Genomic DNA, 19,232 nt, shown 5'->3' with positions numbered 1-19,232 from the left:
ATCTTTCCATCCTTTCTGCAAGTAATTTATTTTCCGGGAAGAATAAAGCGTCCAAAGGAAAATATGCCTTGGACGCTAATTCCCAGCGATTTATTTGTTATCAAACCATTTTACAATCAATTCTTCCAATTCACCGTTTTCTTTCATTTTCAGGAGCTCTGCATTAAATTTTTCAGTTAATTCACTGCCTTTAGGAAAAGCAATGGCAGAACCTGCCTCCGTTTCATCCTCTTCAATTGTAAAGCCGGCAAGGTCTTTATTTTTTTCGAAATATCCTTTTGCTACCGTATCTTCAATCATGGCTGCATCAAATCGGCCTGCCATAATTTCCTGAACCAATTCAGGGATGCGGTTACGGTTTTCCACCGTCATATCCACTGTCTCACTAATTTCTTCGGCTTTATCTGCCTGAATCGAGGTAAGCTGAACACCTAAAGTTTTTCCGTTTAAATCTTCCAATGATTCAATTCCGCTGTCTTTTTTAGAAACAATCATATGGCTCGCTGTATAATATACATCGCTGAAATCAACGTTTTCTTTACGTTCTTCAGTAGGGGTCATACCCGCTAAAACAAAATCAACCTGGCTAGTTTCCAGGGCAGGGATCAGTCCGTTAAAGTCCATATCCTTCACTTGGATTTCATAGCCCAATTTATCAGCAATTGCTTTGGCCAAATCCACATCAAAGCCTATGATTTCTTCCCCTTTTGCTGAATCTACATATTCAAATGGCGGATAATCCGCTGACGTACCCATTGTTAAAACCTTTTTATCCGAGCTTTCTCCAGAGCCGCTTTTACCATCTTCTTCACTAGTCCCGCATGCAGCTAATAAACCAACTATCAGCATGCTTAAAGCAATCATGATCACTTTTTTCATTTTAGTTTCCCCCTATAAACATATGAATAATCTCTGCATATCTATTAATAAATATTCACTAAAATGAATTTTAACAGATTTTTATATTTATGCAATACGGTTTTTAATTATTTAATAGAAGTTTAACTATTCAGATAAGTTTGCCGAAAAAAGCCCCGAATTTCGGGACCTTTTCCTATTTAAACTTCTTCGCAATATTTCTCAAAGGCATCCTGCAGTTTCTGGACAACTGCCATTGGCTCATGGCCTTCGATTTCGTGTCGCTCGATCATCGTGCAAAGCTTTCCATCTTTGAGGAGTGCAAAAGATGGTGATGATGGCGGATAACCTGTGAAATAAGATCTTGCTTTTTCAGTTGCTTCTTTATCCTGTCCGGCAAATACCGTAACTAAATGGTCAGGGCGCTTATCATAATGCAAGGAATGCATGGCCGCAGGACGGGCAATTCCGCCTGCACATCCGCAGACAGAGTTCACCATTACAAGTGCAGTTCCCTTTTTATTAAGGGCTTCATCCACCTCTTCAGGAGTCGTTAATTCTGTAAAGCCGGCATGTGTTATTTCCTGACGCGCCTGCCTGACAACATCATTCATAAATAAATTAAAATCCATATTCAAAGTCATCGCTCCTCATTTAAAAATTCTTTTGACTATATACATAATACCAATACAACAGTAAATTTTACAATCAAGTCAATTTTTTGATTAAAAAAGTTTAGCTTTTGGAATAACGGGGAAAGATAAAACTACAGCTAGATCCATACCCCTAAACTCCCTAGATTCGCCAGTGCCCGCAAGGCACTGGCCATTTTTTTGCATTCAGGAAACAGCCTGCAGGAACAGAAGGTTCTAACTTTTTGTGTAAACATGAAACAATTCTTCAACTGCAGCTGTAACCGTCCTGTTTCCTGCAATAACCTCGTTCTCAATTTTTGGAAGAAGCAGTTTTATGGCAGGATGATAAAAAAAGCTGAATTGCAGCTGATCCAGGATCATGGAATGAATCCATTGTTTTGCCTGGTGTCTTCTTCTTTCTTCAAAAACTCCTGACGCCTTTGCCATATTTTCAAACGTTTTGATCATATTCCAGATCTCAGGGATGCCCTCATTAAAGACAGATGAGCAGGTATAAGCTTTTGTTTGCCATCCTTTAGTAGCCGGCTGAAGAAAGTGAAGGATACGGTTATACTCAGCTTTTGTTTTCTCGGCTAATTTTTTATTACTTCCATCGGCTTTATTGACAATTACCGCATCAGCCAGTTCCATAATGCCCTTTTTCATTCCCTGCAGTTCATCACCTGCCCCTGTCAATGTTAAAAGCATAAAGAAGTCCACCATTTCCCTGACGATGACTTCACTTTGCCCCACACCCACAGTTTCAACGAGAATAACATCAAAGCCTGCAGCTTCACACAGGAGCATGGTCTCTCTTGTTTTTCTGTGGACACCTCCCAGTTTCCCTGCTGAAGGAGAAGGTCTTATGAAAGCATGCGGGTTTCTTGAAAGCTGCTCCATTCTTGTTTTATCGCCAAGGATGCTGCCGCCGCTCAAGCTTGAACTTGGATCAACGGCGAGCACAGCTGTTTTTAAACCCGCATCACATAGGTATGTTCCAAAAGATTCAATGAACGTGCTCTTTCCTGCCCCCGGCACTCCGGTTATACCAATCCTGAGCGATCTCCCTGAATGAGGCAGAAGCCTGTGCAGGAGTTCCTGTGCATGACGAAAATGGTGCTCTGCGTTACTTTCAATCAAAGTGATTGCTCGTGCAAGAACAGGTCTGCTGCCACTCATAATTCCTTCTTCAAGAGCGTCAAGATCCGGCAGAGAGGCAGATTTTTTTTGAAATCTGCCTATTTTCTCGAATTTCTGCTTTGGCTCACCTGAATCCACACCACTTCTTACTGTACTTGAAAAATTTTCTGCCTTTTCTTCATCAAACCATTCCGGTTTTTTATCCTCAGTCATTTACCGTGTCACTTCCTCGTACCCGAGACGGCTGTATATCTCTCTGATGACCTTTTGGGCAGCCACTGGAATGACCGTGCCCGGGCCAAAAATGGCTGAAGCGCCATGCTCATATAAATATTGATAATCCTGTGCAGGAATAACCCCGCCGATGACTACAATAATATCTTCCCTATCCAGCTTCTTCAGTTCAGAAGCAAGCTGCGGCAAAAGGGTTTTATGACCTGCAGCAAGTGAACTGATGCCAATGACATGAACATCATTTTCGACCGCCTGAAGAGCTGTTTCTTCTGGAGTCTGGAACAGAGGGCCGATATCAACATCGAAACCAAGATCGGCAAAGGCTGTTGAGATGACCTTTGCTCCCCTGTCATGGCCATCCTGGCCCATCTTAGCAATTAGAATCCGCGGTCTTCTTCCTTCGTTTTCAAGGAATTCATCTGTCATCTGCTTTACTTCTGCAATTTCTTCTTCATTGGAAAAAGCAGAACTGTAAACCCCGCTGATTGAACGAATAATCGCTTTATGGCGGCTGGCCACTTTTTCAATTGCTTTGGAAATTTCGCCAAGTGTAGCTCTAACCCGCGCTGCATTTACTGCAAGCTCAAGAAGATTGCCTTCCCCTGATTCAGCAGCTTTTGTAATAGCCTCCAGGGCCTCAGCAACTTTCTCATTATCGCGTGAGGCCTTCAGCCGTTCCAGCTTTTCGATTTGCTTTAATCGTACAGCTGTATTGTCGATATCCAGAATGTCAATCGGCTCTTCTTTTTCAAGCCTGTATTTATTCACACCAATAATGGTTTCTTTTCCGGAATCGATTTGTGCCTGCCTTCTGGCGGCAGCTTCTTCGATTCTCATTTTTGGCAATCCTGTCTCAATTGCCCTGGCCATTCCGCCAAGATTCTCGATTTCCTCAATATGCTCCCATGCTCTCTTAATTAACTGATCTGTTAATGCTTCTACATAATAAGAACCGCCCCATGGATCAATTACATTGGTGATACCTGTTTCCTCCTGAAGGTATAGCTGTGTATTTCTCGCTATACGGGCTGAAAAATCCGTCGGCAATGCAATGGCTTCGTCCAATGCATTCGTATGAAGAGATTGAGTATGCCCCATCGCTGCTGCATGCGCTTCAATAAGAGTCCTTGTAACATTATTGAATGGGTCTTGCTCGGTTAAGCTCCAGCCTGAGGTTTGAGAATGCGTTCTGAGCGCCATTGATTTCGGATTAACGGGTTCGAAGGCCTTCATCATTTTTGCCCAAATGTAGCGGGCTGCCCTCATTTTTGCCACTTCCATAAAATAGTTCATGCCGATAGCCCAGAAAAACGAAAGTCTCGGTGCAAAGGAATCAATATCGATTCCGGCTTTAAGTCCGGTTCTTACATATTCAAGTCCATCTGCGAGCGTATAGGCAAGCTCAATATCTGCTGGTGCACCCGCTTCCTGCATATGATAGCCTGAGATGCTGATGCTATTGAATTTCGGCATGTATTTTGATGTATATTCAAAAATGTCGGCAATGATCTTCATAGACATTTCCGGTGGGTATATATATGTGTTGCGCACCATATATTCTTTTAAAATATCATTCTGGATCGTTCCCGAAAGCTTCTCCTGGCTTACTCCCTGCTCTTCCGCTGTGACGATATAGAAAGCCATAACAGGCAAAACTGCGCCATTCATCGTCATGGATACAGACATTTGATCTAAAGGGATCCCATCAAACAGTGTCTTCATGTCCAGGATGGAATCAATGGCCACGCCAGCTTTCCCTACATCCCCTTCGACTCTTGGATGATCAGAATCATAGCCTCTATGGGTGGCAAGATCAAACGCGACTGATAAACCCTTTTGCCCCATGGCAAGATTGCGGCGGTAGAATGCATTGCTTTCCTCTGCAGTAGAAAATCCTGCATATTGACGGACAGTCCAGGGCCTATTCACATACATGGTTGAATAAGGTCCCCTTGTATATGGAGGAAGCCCCGGCTTATCGTTTAAGTGCTCCATATCTTTTAGGTCTTGATTTGTGTATAGCGGCTTTATTTTTATTCTCTCGTTAGTTTCAAAGAGAAGATGATCAATGGATGAATTGATTTCTTCTTCCGCTTTTCTTTTCCAGTCATCCTTTGATGATTGTTTTACTTTATGAATATCCAGGCTTTTAAAATTCGGTTTATTGGCCACTATTTGCCACCTCCATCTCGTTCAGCATAGTCAAGAGAGTTTCATAGCAATCGCTTTTCACGTGAATGTATCCGCTGATTTCAGCACCTTTAAGTTCGTCCCTTTTCCTCTCTTCAGGAAAGCCGGCTATATAGATTGCAGTCGACGCGAAAGCTTCTTTCAGTTGTTTAACTAAAGGAACTGCCATGCTGTCATATTGGTCGTTTGAACCGCAAATAAAATAATGCCTGCAATTTGTTTCTAGGATAAATGCTTTAGCATCTTCAAAGTTCTCTACAGAGCCGCTTCTCACTGCCTCAACCCCTCCGGGTGCCAGGAAGCCTGCAATAAAATCAGCACGGGCCTTATGATTCTTCAATTCTCCCAGACAGATTAGCCCTGCTTGAGGATGTATTTTCTTTTCTTTTAATCTCTCCGATAAACTCCTCAAACCTTCGAAAGACTCCGAAAGCCTAACCTGCGGGATTGGCTTAATAACACCCTTGCTGTTTTCTATGGTCTCGACCCCTATTTGAAGAGGCTTTTCATCAGGGTTAGCATAGATATTTGTTCCAATGATACTTTGTTTTCTTGTATGAACATCCTTCTGCCTCTTGTCATGAACTTGAGTAATTTGATCTTGAACCCACCCTGTCTGTAAGGCTTCGGCCATTCCTCCAAGCTCTTCTATTTCAAGGAAAAGTTCCCACGCTTTATCAATCAGTTCATTCGTCAGATGCTCCACATACCAGGAGCCGCCCGCCGGGTCAGAGACCTTCAGCAGATGCGCTTCTTCCATTAAAACGAGCTGGGTGTTTCGGGCAATTCTGTCTGAAAGAGGGGATGGTGCTCCTTCCGGTTCATTATATGGACTGACATGCAAGTATTGGACTCCTCCCAATACTGCTGCAAATGCTTCATTCCCTGATCTCAGCACATTCACATAAGAATCATAAGCAGACTTAGTAAATGAGGATGTTTCTGCTGAAATGACCATTTTTTTACTGTCACTTTCAGCTCCATATGCTTCTGCAACTTTGCCCCATAAAACCTTTGCCGCACGAAGCTTGGCAATCTCCATAAAAAAGTTTGAGCCAACAGAAAATTTGAATAGCATTTTGGATAGAATTTCTTCAAGTTTTTTGCATTTTCCAAGAAAATACTGTAGGTGATTTACTCCTGCTGCCAGTGCAAAAGCAAGTTCCTGGACGGCATTCGCGCCTCCATTATGATAAACAGCCGTATTTACCATGATGGTTTTCAAGCTTGGCATATGTTCAGCTGCCGCATTGGCCGTTTCATTCAACTCTCCGTAAATTTCTTCAATTGAGCGATCGTTCATTTTGTCTGATGCAGCAATTGCAAGCGGGTCTGATGCAATATATCCTGTGATTTTTTCGCTTTCATTTAGCCTCGCAAGTTCTTCTATTAATTGACGATGACTTTGACCGGCATCCACACTGAAAGGGTATTTTTTATAAAGTTCTCCTGTAGCGATGCTGATTTTTTCTAGATTTGTTAACTGTTCCGGCTGGAAAGCCAGTGCTGTCTGCCCCTTCCCAACAGCAGCAAGGAGTTTTTCTGCCAGCTCTTCTGAAGCTGAGGCACTAACTTTCTGTGCAACCTTCCATTCCTCTCCCAGGTAGCCGGAAGCATATGAACCCCTTCTGAAATCTTCTGCGCCAGGATACTGAGATAACGAGCTTTCATTCAGGTCTTCTTTGGAATAAAGCGGTTTCAATTTTATGTTTTCATATGTATTTCGTGATAAAGTTTCTAAGGATTTCCCTTTAAGTGCTTTTACTGCACTTTGCTCCCAATCTTCATTCGTCTGCTGCGGGAATTTTTCTTTAATCATTTTCTTTAATGACATAATTAAGCTGTCCTGGTAGCTGACAGCGTTCCCTCCCCTCATGTGGCAGCGGACCCGTTTCTATTAAGAAACAATGCCGCAGAAAATTATAATAAAATTCTAAATTCTCCATACACCTATTTTAGTATACAAAGAAGAAACAAGCAATGAACAATAAGAAACCGCTGTCCCAAGCAGGACAGCGGTCATTTAAATTATTAATAAATAGATGTATTTTCTTTAGATGTATTCTCCAGAATTTCCTTTACGCGCTGCAGGAAGCGTCCGCATACAAGGCCGTCAAGCACACGGTGATCAAGCGACATGCAAAGGTTAACCATATCACGGACAGCAATCATGCCGTTGTTCATGACAACAGGACGTTTCACGATGGATTCAACCTGAAGAATAGCAGCCTGCGGATAATTGATAATGCCCATGGACTGTACAGAACCGAATGATCCGGTATTATTCACAGTGAAAGTTCCACCCTGCATTTCAGCAGAGGTCAATTTTCCTGAACGAACTTTTAAGGCAAGGTCATTTATTTCACGGCCAATACCTTTAATCGTTTTTTCATCAGCCGCTTTGATAACCGGAACGAATAATGCGTCATCTGTTGCAACTGCAATGGAAATGTTGATATCCTTCTTCTGGATGATCTTATCTCCTGCCCACATGGAATTAATTTGCGGGAATTCCTTAAGTGCCTGTGCGACAGCTTTTACAAAGAAAGCAAAGAATGTAATATTAAAGCCCTCTTTTTGCTTAAACTCCCCTTTAATGCTGTTGCGGTACTCAACAAGATTTGTAACATCAACTTCCATCATTGTCCAGGCATGAGGAGCTTCATGCTTACTGCGGAGCATATTGGCAGCAATCGCTTTACGCACTCCGGTAACAGGGATTTCAACATCACCTGGCATAACCGGTACATTAGGTGCTGGCGCTGCCTGTTTGGATGCTGCAGGCTGGGAAGGTGCTGCTGACGGTGCTGGCGCTTCTGTCTTTTCCGGTGCGGCTGCAGCTGTAGGAATATCCCCGGACTCAATGATCTTCATAAGATCTTTACGGGTGATGCGTCCGCCGCCGCCAGTACCTGTCACCTGGTTTAAGTCGATTCCATGCTCTTGAGAAAGCCTTAATACTGCAGGTGAATAACGGACTCCTTTTGGAGCATCTGCTGCTTTAACAGGTGCAGCTGGTGCTGAAGGAGCTGATGCTGAAGGTGCAGCCGGAGTTTTATCCTCAGCTTTTGTTTCTGCTTGAGCATCGTTGGCTGCTTCACCGCCGCCTTCAGTTTCAATTGTCAAAATCACCTGGCCGACTTCATATGTTTCACCTTCTTCTGCAATCAATTCTTTGATTACACCAGTGAAAGAGGACGGTACTTCCGCATTTACTTTGTCAGTCATTACTTCAGCAAGCGGGTCATATTTATTTACTTTATCTCCAACGGAAACCAGCCATTTGCTGATCGTCCCTTCTGTAACACTTTCCCCAAGCTGGGGCATTTTAATTTGTTCAATAGCCACCTGAGTAACCTCCTTCTAGCTGCCCGCAATTTGCGGGTCATGCAGCAGGTGCAGCCGATCCGGAATGTAGTCCAGCCTAAGAGCCGCAACCTCTGCGAGCTTTCCATTTTTATTAACTATGTGCCATTATTAAAATTCAGCCAATTCACGCATTGCTTTTTCTACTTTATCAGGGTTAACCATAAAGTATTTCTCCATAGTAGGAGCGTAAGGCATTGCTGGTACATCAGGACCTGCAAGACGTTTAATCGGTGCATCCAGCTCAAACAGGCAGTTCTCTGCAATAATCGCTGCAACTTCGCCCATGATGCTGCCTTCTTTATTATCCTCAGTAAGAAGAAGCACTTTCCCTGTTTTGGAAGCAGCTTCAATAATTGCTTCTTTATCTAACGGATAAACCGTTCTTAAGTCCAGGATATGCGCTGAAATGCCATCTTTAGCAAGTCTTTCAGCAGCCTGAAGAGCAAAATGGACGCATAGGCCATAAGTGATGACCGTGATATCTTCACCTTCTCGTTTTACATCTGCTTTTCCAATTGGCAGCACATAATCATCATCAGGAACCTCACCTTTAATCAGACGATATGCGCGCTTGTGTTCAAAAAACAGCACAGGATCCTCATCACGGATTGCCGCTTTTAATAATCCCTTAACATCATAAGGGGTAGAAGGCATAACGATCTTTAGCCCCGGCTGATTCGCAAATACTGCTTCAACAGACTGGGAATGATAGAGTGCTCCATGAACACCGCCGCCATATGGTGCACGTACAACAATCGGACAGCCCCAGTCATTATTGGAACGATAGCGGATGCGTGCCGCTTCTGAAATAATCTGGTTAACAGCCGGCATAATGAAGTCGGCAAATTGCATTTCTGCAATTGGACGCATTCCATACATTGCTGCACCGATTCCAACCCCTGCAATCGCAGATTCAGCAAGCGGAGTATCAATTACGCGGTCTTCGCCAAATTTATCATACAATCCTTGCGTCGCTTTAAATACGCCACCTTTTTTACCTACATCTTCACCTAAAACAAATACCTTTGGATCTCTTTCCATTTCCTCGCGGATTGCCATAGTTACCGCATCGATATAAGAAATTACAGCCATATTCTCTCCCCCTTACTGTTCAGCATATACATGCTTTAAAGCAGATTCCGCTTCTGCATATGGAGCGTTTTCAGCATAATCAGTTGCTTCGTTTACCAGATTCATAACCCGGTCATTGATTTCCTTTTCAATCGCATCATTCATAACGCCATTTTCTTTCAGGTATGCGCCAAAAGTAATAATCGGATCTTTTGTTTTCGCTTCTGCCACTTCATCAGGAGCACGGTAGCTTCGGTCATCATCATCTGAAGAGTGTGGTGTTAAACGATATGAAACGGTTTCGACTAATGTCGGCCCTTCTCCACGGCGACCTCTGTCTGCTGCTTCTTTCACAGCTTTATAAACTTCAAGCGGGTCGTTTCCATCAACTGTTATACCTGGCATACCATAGCCAATAGCTCTGTCAGACACATTTTCACAAGCAAGCTGCTTTTCAATCGGAACAGAGATTGCATATTTATTATTTTCACACATAAAGATAACAGGAAGCTTATGAACACCTGCAAAGTTCGCACCTTCATGGAAATCTCCCTGGTTAGAAGAGCCTTCACCGAAAGTTACAAAAGTTACCAGATCCTTCCCTTCAAGCTTTCCACCGAGAGCAACACCAACAGCATGGGGGACCTGTGTAGTAACAGGAGAAGATCCTGTAACGATTCGGTTTTTCTTTTGACCGAAGTGTCCAGGCATTTGGCGTCCGCCTGAGTTTGGATCTTCCGCTTTAGCAAACCCTGACAGCATTAATTCCTTTGCGGTCATGCCAAATGTCAGAACCACACCCATGTCACGATAATATGGAAGAACATAATCTTTCTCGCGATCAAGAGCAAATGCGGCACCTACTTGTGCAGCTTCCTGTCCTTGGCATGAAATAACGAACGGAATTTTCCCAGCACGGTTCAAAAGCCACATGCGCTCATCAAGACGGCGGGCTAATAGCATCGTCTCATAAATTTCAAGAACTTTCTCATCACTTAAACCTAATTCTGTATGACGGTTTTCAGCCATTTATACAACCTCCTAAGCTAATATGTATCAGCCCGGGCTCCCATTTGGGACCTGGACTTTTTTAATTATTTGGATTTTTATCCGTGGATTGCTTTTCCATCTACAGCAAGGGCAGCTTCACCGATTGCTTCAGATAACGTCGGATGCGGGTGGATAGTATGTGCTACTTCCCATGGAGTTGCATCGAGAACGCGCGCAAGTCCTGCTTCTGAAATCATATCTGTTACGTGCGGTCCGATCATATGGACACCAAGAATATCATCGGTATCTTTATCTGCCACAATTTTTACAAACCCGTCGGATTCGCCAAATACAAGCGCCTTTCCAATTGCCCGGAATGAAAATTTGCCAGTTTTCACATTATGGCCTTTTTCCTTTGCTTCATCCTCTGTTAATCCTACACTTGCTGCTTCCGGTGAGCTATATATGCATCTAGAAACCAGGCTGTAGTCAATTGGAGAAGGATTCTGGCCTGCGATGTGCTCCACTGCAACAATTCCCTCATGAGAAGCAACATGTGCGAGCTGAAGTCCGCCAATTACATCGCCAATAGCATAGATATGTGATTCCTTTGTCTGGAAATATTCATTCGTGACAATAAATCCCTTTTCAATTTGAATATCCGTATTTCCAATGCCGATGCCTTCTGTATTTGCCTGACGGCCCACAGAAACAAGCAATTTCTCAGCAGAAAATTCCTTTTGGGAACCTTTCACTTCAGCTGAAATAGTTACTCCTTCACCTTTCTTAAGGGTCTCAGGAAGAACCTTTGCTCCAGTAACAATTTTGACTCCTTTTTTCTTCATAAGGCGCTGCATTTCTTTTGAAATTTCTTTGTCTTCTGTAGGAATTATGCGGTCAGCATATTCAATTACAGTTACATCTGCACCAAAGTCTGATAACATCGAAGCCCATTCGATACCGATGACTCCGCCACCAACTATGATAATAGAGCTTGGCACTTCTTCTAATGCTAATGCCTCATCCGAAGTCATCACAAGTTGTCCATCAATGTCCAATCCAGTCAGGGTACGGGGACGAGATCCAGTTGCTACAATAACATTTTTAGGGATCAGCATTTCATTTTCATCCCCATTGTTCATTTCAATAGAAATTGTCCCTGGCATTGGAGAAAAAATTGAAGGTCCAAGGATTCGGCCTGTGCCTTCAAATACATCAATCTTGCCTTGCTTCATCAAATGCTGAACACCTTTATGAAGCTGATCAACGATCTTGTTTTTTCGTTCCTGCACCTTACCAAAATTGATTGATACATCACTTGTCATTACGCCAAAATCTTCACTGTGCTTTGCAGTTGCAAACACTTCAGCACTTCTTAATAACGCCTTGCTTGGTATGCACCCTTTATGAAGGCAAGTTCCTCCAAGTTTTCCTTTTTCAACGATTGCCGTTTTTAAACCAAGCTGTGAAGCACGGATGGCTGCTACATAACCGCCTGTGCCTCCGCCTAAAATCACCAAATCATATTCCTGTGCCAAGTTGCTTCCCCCTTCTATTTCAATGCTGCTTTCCCAGCTGTTTTTCCAGGATATTCTTTTTCAGTCTCTTCACCGCGCAGGACGCGAAGTGTACCTTCCGCCAGTGCCTGAAGTTCATTTTCACCAGGCTGGACGATGACATCTGCTATCCAGTTAATCCGCTCACTGATTTCTTTTACAAAGCCCTTGCCATAGGCAAGACCACCTGTAAGGATAATGGCATCAATCTTTCCGCCAAGTACTGCACTGGCAGAACCGATCTCTTTAGCCACCTGATAAGCCATTGCAGAGTAGACAAGCTTTGCTTTCTCATCTCCGCTTTCAATCATCTTTTCAACCCTTACGGCATCATTTGTTCCCAGGTAACCAACGAGACCGCCTTGTCCCACAAGCTTCTTCATCACTTCTTCACGATAAAAGCTGCCGGAGTAGCAAAGTCCCACCAGATCACCGGCAGGTACTGTACCTGCCCGTTCCGGACTGAACGGCCCGTCTCCATGAAGTCCGTTATTGACATCTACTACTCTGCCTTTTTTATGAGCTCCAACAGTAATACCTCCGCCCATATGTGTGACGATCAGATTAAGCTCCTCATACTTTTTGCCGAGCTCCTTAGCCACTCTCCTGGCAACAGCTTTCTGATTCAAAGCATGGAAAATACTTTTTCTTTCTATCATTGAAAAGCCTGAAATACGGGCAATTGGGTCCAGTTCATCAACCACAACCGGATCAACAATGAACGATGGAATATTTAAACCCGAAGCAATCTCATATGCCAGAATTCCGCCAAGGTTAGAAGCATGCTGACCAGCAAAACCGGCACGAAGATCCCCAAGCATAGCATCATTAACAGAATAGGTGCCTCCTTCGATTGGGCGAAGCAGCCCTCCGCGGCCGCACACTGCACTTAATTTGGAAATATTGATTCCTTCATGATCCAGCGTCTCTAAAATGGTCTGCTTGCGGAATTCATACTGATCGATAATACTTTCATAAGAGTTAATGACATCTGCATCATGGCGTAATGTCTTCTCCAGGACAGAGATCTCATTATCGAAAACTCCAATCTTAGTTGAAGTGGATCCCGGATTGATGACGAGAATTCGATTTTCTTGTTCTAGCACATTTAAACCTCCATAAAGAGCGGAAATCTCCCTTGTAAAAGCATACTCTTACTTCAGGGTACTTTATCTGCCGCTGCATTTTTTCTACTATGCTTTTAAAGGCAAAGACGCTGAATTCATAATTCAGCGCTTTGCCTTTCAGGAAGACAGGCAAAATTCCTCTTCCTCCTAAAAACTATCTGCGGCTCAGGATATGATGGCCATTTTGAAGGAATTGTCCGCGCGAATTACGCATTCTTTCAATTCTTTCCTCAACCATACGATCAGCCGCTTTATATGTCGGAATTCCATCCCTTTTAGCAATATCAATAACTTTTTCAATATTATTGTATACAGTTTCAACCTTTTTCATTGCACGTTCACGGTTGTATCCGTACAGTTCATCTGCAACATTGATAACTCCGCCTGCATTAATTACATAATCAGGTGCATAAACAATGCCCATCTCATGGATTAAATCACCATGGCGGGTTTCTTTAAGCTGATTGTTGGCAGCCCCGGCAATTACTTTTGCTTTCAGCTGCGGAATTGTATCATCATTAACTGTTGCGCCTAAAGCACATGGTGCATAAATATCACACTCAACACCATAAATTTCATTTGGTTCAACTGCTTTAGCCCCGAACTCTTCAACCGCACGCTGAACTGCTTCTTTATTAATATCTGTTACAATTAGCTGTGCACCTTCTTCATGCAGATGACGGCAAAGATTGAACGCTACGTTTCCAACACCCTGAACGGCAATTGTTTTGCCTTCTAAAGAGTCAGTTCCGAATGCAGCCTTTGCTGCTGCCTTCATTCCTCTGTATACGCCATAAGCTGTAACTGGTGAAGGGTTGCCTGAAGAACCAAAGGCAGGTGAAATACCTGTTACATAATCTGTTTCCTCATGAATCAGATCCATATCAGCTACAGTTGTGCCTACGTCCTCTGCCGTAATATAGCGTCCATTTAACCCTTGGATGTAACGTCCGAAAGCACGGAACATCTCTTCGTTTTTGTCTTTGCGCGGATCGCCGATGATTACTGTTTTACCGCCGCCAAGGTTTAAGCCTGCTGCTGCATTCTTATAAGTCATGCCGCGTGAAAGGCGCAAAGCATCCTCAATAGCTGCCTCTTCAGATTCATAAGTCCACATGCGTGTACCGCCAAGCGCAGGTCCTAAAGTAGTGTCATGAATAGCAATAATAGCTTTTAGGCCTGATTGTTTGTCCTGGCAAAACACCACTTGTTCGTAATCGTAAGTTTCTAAGTATTTGAAGATTTCCATGTTCTATTTCCTCCCCGGATTATGAAAAATTTATGTTCGTTTGATTAATATTAATGCCGAATATCAGCAAATTAATTTGCTGAGCATATCGCTAATGCCAATGAATAAACCTTGCTTTCAGCCGAATCAGCCCTTGAAGTAAGAACGATTGGCGCTTTTGCTCCTGCTATAACAGCTCCTACTTTTGCTTTTGCAAAGTAGACAAGTGATTTATATAAAGTATTCCCAACTTCTATAGTCGGCACCAATAAAATATCTGCCTGTCCGGCAACTTTGCTTTTGATTCCCTTATGTTCAGCTGCTTCAAAAGAAATAGCATTGTCCAGAGCCAGAGGACCATCGACTATACAATCTTTAATCTGCCCTCTTTGATTCATAACAGTTAATGCAGCAGCATCCAAAGTAGCCTGCATAGCAGGATTAACAGTCTCGACTGCAGCAATCGGAGCTGCCAGAGGATTTTCAATCCCTATGCTTCTTGCAATATGAACGGCATTTTTCAATATTTGTGCTTTTTGATTAAGATCAGGTGCAATATTCATAGCTGCATCCGTTACGATTGTAAACCGTTCAAAACCTGGTACCTCAAAAACAGCCACATGTGATAAAACATTTCCTGTTCTTAAGCCAAATTCTTTATTTAAGACAGCTTTTAAAATGCCTGCCGTTGGGATATTACCCTTCATCAGCACATTGGCCTTCTGTTCCTTCACAGCCCTTACTGCCAATTCCGCTGCATGCGCTGCCGAGTCCGTATGAACAACTTCAACTATAGGGCTTTCTGATGCTTCTCTATGCTTCCCGTTCAGGATTTTCCGGATTTCCCCTTCATCCCCGAACAATAAAAAACTTGCTAAGTTCAGCTTAATTGCTTCTGCAACTGCTTCGAGAACCTCTTCGTCTTCCGCTGCAGCTACGGCTACCGTTTTCTCACCATATTGGGTTGCTTTCGTTAGAAGCGAATCCAATGTCATCTGTTCAACCCCCTTACATGAAAAACACAGGCGTCTTAGGTTCAGGAAACTTAAAATGATCGACGCCATTTTCTTGATGTTCTTCCGTTTATTATACTTGCAAGAAGTGTGCCAACTTTAATAACGTGAAAACGCTTTATTCACCAAACCGAATCATGCAATTTATTGCACACTATGAAATCTATTGCATGCCATATTTTGCAATTTCGTATTTCTCTAATTTGTAGTAAAGGTTCCTGACTGAGAGTCCGAGCACTTTAGCTGTCTTAGTTTTATTTCCATCCAGCTTTTGAAGAGTTTGCCTGATTACTCTAGCCTCATATTGCTCAACCATCTTATTTAATGATTTATTTTGCACTTCTTCACTTACTTCAATAGTGGGTGACGGATTATTGGCACCCAGATCTGGAATATGCCGTTCTTCTATTTGCGTTTCGTTGTAATTCATAAAAATGATGGCTCTGCCTAGGATATTATCAAGTTCCCTCACATTCCCCGGCCAATTATAGGCCATCAGCTTATCCACTGCTTGTTCTGTCACACCTTCAACATTCCGTCCATATTCCTGGTTTATCTTTTGAATAAGTCTGCTGCACAGCAAAGGAATGTCCTCCTTCCTGCGTCTTAAAGAAGGAATATGTATGGGCATTCTATTCAGCCTGTAGTATAAGTCTTCCCTAAAGGTGCCGTCTGCAATTCCTTTCTCTAAATTGACATTGGTCGCGGCAATAATCCGGACATCAATTGAAATAGGCTTGGTCCCTCCCACTCTTGTAATTTCATGTTCCTGAAGAACCCTGAGCAGCTTCGCCTGAGTGTTAGCTGTCAGCTCGCCAATTTCATCCAGAAAAATACTGCCTTTATCAGCTTCCTCAAATAAACCTCTTTTGCCTCCTCTTTTTGCACCCGAGAATGCCCCCTCTTCATAACCGAATAATTCACTTTCCAAAAGAGATTCTGATAAAGCGGCACAATTTACCCTGATAAACTTGTTATATTTTCGGTCGCTCGCATTGTGTATAGCATGGGCAAATAGCTCTTTACCTGTCCCGGACTCTCCTCTCAGCAATACAGTGGCAGGAGTTTTAGCTCCAAGTCTCGCTTGTTCGATTGCAATGGTCATCTCTTCAGATGTTCCAATTATATCCTCGAATGAGTATTTCGCTTCCAGGGTACGAATAATCTGTCTGGCCCGGTTTAATTCACGGTTCAGATTTTGAATTTCCGAAACGTCGTGAATAACACCAACACTCCCTTTTAATTTCCCATCAACAATAACAGGCGCAACGTTTACAATTACATCCTTTCTCTTTGGCCCAACCCTCATAGCCACACCTCTCATAGCTCTACGCGTTTGAAGGACCTTCATATGAACACTTTCACCTTCTGATATATCTGCTGTAGCAGGCTTTCCGATTACCTTTTCCTCTTCCAGCCCTGTAAGCCTGGAGTATGCCGGATTGATCAAAATCCCTTCCCCATTTTCATCAACAACTGAGATGGCTTCCTCACTTGATTGAATAATTGCCTGAAGCATCGTCTGTATGTCTTTCAAATTCGTTATTTCTTCCGCAAGGGAAACTACTTCTGTAATATCCTTAAAAACAGCAAAGGCACCCATTAATTCATTATTTTCACCGAGCATAGGTATTCTTGTCGTAATAATCTTGAGGCCGTTAGCTAAAGTCATTTCCTGATTCGCTTCAATTCTCCTTGTCGCCATAACTCTGGGAAGCATGCTGTCGGTAATGATTTCATTAATTTTTTTCCCTAAAGCGTCTTTCCTCTTTATTCCTGTCATTTTCTCCGCACTGCGATTAAAGACTATAATTTCAGTTAGGTTATTTATTACAATCATTCCATCATCGGTCGAATTAAATATCAAGTCATGCTTGTATGTTTCATTTCTGAATTTTGAAATCAGCTCTTCCTTTTCCTCAAGTAATTTCGCGATTAAAAAAGCTACACTTCCAGGTATTAGAACCGTATTTTTGCTTCTGGCTTCCCTAATGTCGATAAACACCTGCTCAATTCCGGTAACTTCAATAATGATGTCAATATCTTGTTCCATGAACTGTCGCCAATCAGCACCTGTAGGGATGCCGCTTTCATTGGCGAGCAGAAGCCCTTCGGCATCAGGGTCGATATCCACCACGGCTTTTACATCCAAAACTGCCGTTTCTTTTATTATTTTCAGGATTGCGGTACCGCCTTTTCCCGCACCGACAATCATCACTGTTTGCATAGTCATACCTGCTTTCATTGAAAATTCTTGCATGATCAATAGAAACTTCTGCAATATTCTTCATGTTTTATTTTAGCATAGCAGAAGCACTTGACAAATTTCTTTAATGATTTATGATTTCGGTATGCAACTCGATTTGAAGGGAATTTTTTTATGATAAGACTAATTGCTTTATTAATTTTACTCCTGCCGGGCATATTGGCTGTGTATGGGATAAAATTAATGAGAGATATGGTCTTTGGCATCCTGCAAAGCCCATTTCCATATTTATGGCTTCAATTTGTGTCAGGTTTCCTTTTCTTGATTATAGGGCTTGGCTTCATCGCAGGGTTTATTCTTTATCGTGACCGAAAAAGAAACAAAGTCCAGGATCGTTTTAAATCTAAATAGTTAGTAGGGGATAATAGTGAAGCCGATGCAGATATCAGCTGAAACAGCATTAAAGTTCGCTGAAAAACTAAATCTTCCTCTTGAGCAAATCATGCACATGCCCCAGCATATCTTGATTCAAAAAATGATGGAGCTTGAGAAAGAAGAAAACAAATAAAAGTAAAGGTTCAGTTTGAAGTATTCAAACTGAACTTTTTTTCATGAGGAAAAATAAAAAACGCCCCAATAGGAGCGCAGCAGATTAAATAAAATTTGTTAAAAGTCCTTACCCTTTCAAGAAGCCCTATGTTCGAGACGAAGTTTATCTGCCACCATGGCAATAAACTCGGAATTAGTCGGCTTTGCTTTAGTCATGCTGACTGTATATCCGAAAAGAGAGGAGATTGAATCTATATTACCACGGCTCCAGGCAACTTCAATCGCATGGCGGATCGCACGTTCAACCCGGCTTGCAGTCGTATTGAATTTTTTAGCAATATCAGGATACAGCACTTTTGTAATGGAACCGAGCAGCTCGATATCATTGTACACCATTGAAATAGCTTCACGAAGATATAAGTATCCTTTAATATGAGCAGGCACGCCAATTTCATGAATGATGCTCGTAATGCTGGCATCCAGGTTCTTCGGCTTCGCTTCTGCCTGGGGACGGTAAGATGGAACGGGTTTGCGGAGAAATGAGCTGGATTTTCCGCTGACCTGACGGATATGGCTTGCCAAATTGTCCATATCAAATGGTTTAAGAATAAAGTAAGATGCTCCCAAATCCACGGCCTTTTTGGTGACATCCTCCTGGCCGAATGCAGTAAGCATAATTACATTAGGAAGTGTATTCAAATTTAATTCTCTCATTTTCTCGAGTACAGCAAGTCCATCCAAGTGAGGCATGATGATATCCAACACGAGAACATCAGGCTGTGTCTGCACTAAAATGTCGAGGCAATCCTGTCCATTATGTGCAACACCCGAAACTTCCATATCCTCCTGGGAAGATATATATTCCTCTAAAAGCCCGACCAGTTCCCTATTATCATCCACAACACAAACTTTTATTTTTTTCACTTACTTTCCTCCTCGGCCCATTATGGTCTCTTTAATGTATGTTCATTTAGAACACGCACTTTTTTATGATATCTATGTTCTATTCTAAATGAGAAATTCGACAATGCAACAAAAATTCCTCTACTTTTTTGAAATTTTCTTA

16 protein-coding genes are annotated in these 19,232 nt (G+C 42.5%); 2 read left to right on the top strand and 14 right to left on the bottom strand.

What is annotated here, in order from left to right; translation table 11 throughout:
- Positions 1-90: 90 nt before the first annotated feature.
- From M3205_RS02620 to M3205_RS02560, 13 genes are all read right to left on the bottom strand, one after another.
- Complete coding sequence (locus tag M3205_RS02620) at positions 91-879, bottom strand: transporter substrate-binding domain-containing protein (RefSeq protein ID WP_251168500.1); 789 nt, start codon at positions 877-879, stop codon at positions 91-93.
- 179 nt (positions 880-1,058) lie between these two features.
- Entirely contained in the window at positions 1,059-1,496 is a 438-nt protein-coding gene (locus M3205_RS02615; RefSeq protein WP_251168499.1) for a BrxA/BrxB family bacilliredoxin, read from the bottom strand.
- A gap of 231 nt (positions 1,497-1,727) precedes the next feature.
- Positions 1,728-2,846, bottom strand: a complete 1,119-nt coding sequence (meaB, locus tag M3205_RS02610; RefSeq protein WP_251168498.1) for a methylmalonyl Co-A mutase-associated GTPase MeaB — start codon at positions 2,844-2,846, stop codon at positions 1,728-1,730.
- Positions 2,847-5,039, bottom strand: a complete 2,193-nt coding sequence (gene scpA, locus M3205_RS02605) for a methylmalonyl-CoA mutase (RefSeq protein WP_251168497.1) — start codon at positions 5,037-5,039, stop codon at positions 2,847-2,849.
- Positions 5,029-6,933, bottom strand: coding sequence for a methylmalonyl-CoA mutase subunit beta (locus M3205_RS02600; RefSeq protein ID WP_251168496.1), 1,905 nt, complete (start codon positions 6,931-6,933; stop codon positions 5,029-5,031). Before M3205_RS02600 ends, scpA begins: the two co-directional genes overlap by 11 nt.
- Before the next feature lie 155 nt (positions 6,934-7,088).
- A complete protein-coding gene (locus tag M3205_RS02595) occupies positions 7,089-8,405 on the bottom strand; it encodes a dihydrolipoamide acetyltransferase family protein (protein WP_251168495.1) in 1,317 nt (438 codons plus the stop codon).
- A 129-nt stretch (positions 8,406-8,534) separates the two neighbouring features.
- Positions 8,535-9,518: an alpha-ketoacid dehydrogenase subunit beta gene (locus tag M3205_RS02590; RefSeq protein ID WP_222497781.1), complete on the bottom strand. Its 984-nt coding sequence runs from the start codon at positions 9,516-9,518 to the stop codon at positions 8,535-8,537.
- A gap of 12 nt (positions 9,519-9,530) precedes the next feature.
- Positions 9,531-10,526 (bottom strand): thiamine pyrophosphate-dependent dehydrogenase E1 component subunit alpha, encoded by a 996-nt coding sequence (locus M3205_RS02585; protein WP_251168494.1) that lies wholly within the window; start codon positions 10,524-10,526, stop codon positions 9,531-9,533.
- Between the two features lie 77 nt (positions 10,527-10,603).
- Positions 10,604-12,025, bottom strand: coding sequence for a dihydrolipoyl dehydrogenase (lpdA, locus tag M3205_RS02580; protein ID WP_251168493.1), 1,422 nt, complete (start codon positions 12,023-12,025; stop codon positions 10,604-10,606).
- A gap of 14 nt (positions 12,026-12,039) precedes the next feature.
- The gene (gene buk, locus M3205_RS02575) at positions 12,040-13,149 is read right to left on the bottom strand and encodes a butyrate kinase (protein WP_251168492.1); all 1,110 of its coding nucleotides are present in this window, start codon (positions 13,147-13,149) and stop codon (positions 12,040-12,042) included.
- 175 nt (positions 13,150-13,324) lie between these two features.
- A complete protein-coding gene (bcd, locus tag M3205_RS02570; protein WP_251168491.1) occupies positions 13,325-14,419 on the bottom strand; it encodes a branched-chain amino acid dehydrogenase in 1,095 nt (364 codons plus the stop codon).
- Between the two features lie 71 nt (positions 14,420-14,490).
- On the bottom strand, positions 14,491-15,393 hold the full coding sequence (gene yqiS, locus M3205_RS02565; RefSeq protein WP_251168490.1) for a phosphate butyryltransferase: 903 nt from the start codon (positions 15,391-15,393) through the stop codon (positions 14,491-14,493).
- A gap of 181 nt (positions 15,394-15,574) precedes the next feature.
- Positions 15,575-17,638, bottom strand: coding sequence for a sigma 54-interacting transcriptional regulator (locus M3205_RS02560; protein WP_251168489.1), 2,064 nt, complete (start codon positions 17,636-17,638; stop codon positions 15,575-15,577).
- 153 nt (positions 17,639-17,791) lie between these two features.
- Between M3205_RS02560 and M3205_RS02555 the strand changes: the two genes are divergently transcribed.
- Complete coding sequence (locus tag M3205_RS02555; RefSeq protein WP_048008222.1) at positions 17,792-18,028, top strand: DUF2627 domain-containing protein; 237 nt, start codon at positions 17,792-17,794, stop codon at positions 18,026-18,028.
- Positions 18,029-18,044: 16 nt separating this feature from the next.
- Positions 18,045-18,185: a YycC family protein gene (locus M3205_RS02550; protein WP_251168488.1), complete on the top strand. Its 141-nt coding sequence runs from the start codon at positions 18,045-18,047 to the stop codon at positions 18,183-18,185.
- Positions 18,186-18,301: 116 nt separating this feature from the next.
- Here the strand turns inward: M3205_RS02550 and spo0A are convergent, their stop codons facing one another.
- Positions 18,302-19,090 (bottom strand): sporulation transcription factor Spo0A, encoded by a 789-nt coding sequence (gene spo0A / locus M3205_RS02545; RefSeq protein WP_251168487.1) that lies wholly within the window; start codon positions 19,088-19,090, stop codon positions 18,302-18,304.
- Between the last annotated feature and the right edge of the window lie 142 nt (positions 19,091-19,232).

The organism is Cytobacillus firmus (genome assembly GCF_023715565.1).
Lineage (GTDB): Bacteria > Bacillota > Bacilli > Bacillales > Cytobacillaceae > Cytobacillus > Cytobacillus firmus_C.
This window is presented reverse-complemented; position numbering and strand designations above follow the sequence as displayed.

Excerpts from the sequence above, each read along its gene's own strand:
- M3205_RS02620 (WP_251168500.1), bottom strand. The coding sequence starts at position 879 with ATGAAAAAAGTGATCATGATTGCTTTAAGCATGCTGATAGTTGGTTTA.
- meaB (WP_251168498.1), bottom strand. The coding sequence starts at position 2,846 with ATGACTGAGGATAAAAAACCGGAATGGTTTGATGAAGAAAAGGCAGAA.
- M3205_RS02600 (WP_251168496.1), bottom strand. The coding sequence starts at position 6,933 with ATGAGGGGAGGGAACGCTGTCAGCTACCAGGACAGCTTAATTATGTCA.
- M3205_RS02590 (WP_222497781.1), bottom strand. The coding sequence starts at position 9,518 with ATGGCTGTAATTTCTTATATCGATGCGGTAACTATGGCAATCCGCGAG.
- M3205_RS02585 (WP_251168494.1), bottom strand. The coding sequence starts at position 10,526 with ATGGCTGAAAACCGTCATACAGAATTAGGTTTAAGTGATGAGAAAGTT.
- bcd (WP_251168491.1), bottom strand. The coding sequence starts at position 14,419 with ATGGAAATCTTCAAATACTTAGAAACTTACGATTACGAACAAGTGGTG.
- yqiS (WP_251168490.1), bottom strand. The coding sequence starts at position 15,393 with ATGACATTGGATTCGCTTCTAACGAAAGCAACCCAATATGGTGAGAAA.
- M3205_RS02560 (WP_251168489.1), bottom strand. The coding sequence starts at position 17,638 with ATGCAAACAGTGATGATTGTCGGTGCGGGAAAAGGCGGTACCGCAATC.
- M3205_RS02555 (WP_048008222.1), top strand. The coding sequence starts at position 17,792 with ATGATAAGACTAATTGCTTTATTAATTTTACTCCTGCCGGGCATATTG.